We start from the raw sequence: 645 nt of genomic DNA on the forward strand, positions 1-645 counted from the left end.
AGCACGGTGGTGACTTCGTCGCGGTCGCGGCGCAGCAGCGGCGCCGTGGCGGCGTCGGGCTGCTGGACGAGCGCGGACAGGACCGCGTCCGGGCCGAGTTCGACGAACCTGGTGACGCCGTCGAGGGCCGCGAGGGCGTCGAGGGCGTCGGCGAACCGGACGGGCTTGCGGACCTGGTCCACCCAGTACTCCGGGTCCGACCACTGCCCGACACCGACCGGGCGGCCCGTCACGGAGGACACCGCCGGGACCGAAGGCTCGGCGAAGGAGAGGGACCGCACCACGGCGCGGAAGTCCTCCAACATCGGCTCCATCAACCGGGAGTGGAAGGCGTGACTGGTCCGCAGACGGCTGGACTTCCAGCCCCGCCCGCCCGCAGCCTCCGCGACGGCGTCGATCACGGCTGCCAGCCCCGCGACCACCACGGCCCCAGGACCGTTCACCACCGCGACGTCCACGTCCGGGAACGCCGCCAGCACCTCCGCCTCGGAAGCACCCACCGCAAGCATCGCCCCACCCGCCGGAAGAGCCTGCATCAACCTGCCGCGCGCCGCGACCAGCGTGGCCGCGTCCGGCAGAGACAGCACCCCGGCCACATGCGCGGCAGCAACCTCACCGATCGAATGCCCCACCAGGACATCCGCA

At 73.0% G+C, this 645-nt stretch carries 1 protein-coding gene; it reads right to left on the bottom strand.

Features of this window, described 5'->3' with window-relative positions:
- On the bottom strand, positions 1–587 hold a 587-nt coding region (locus PUR61_RS00070), incomplete at its 3' end, for an acyltransferase domain-containing protein (RefSeq protein WP_329874314.1).
- Positions 588–645 lie beyond the last annotated feature (58 nt).

It is taken from the genome of Streptomyces sp. BE20 (assembly GCF_036322525.1).
GTDB lineage: Bacteria > Actinomycetota > Actinomycetes > Streptomycetales > Streptomycetaceae > Kitasatospora.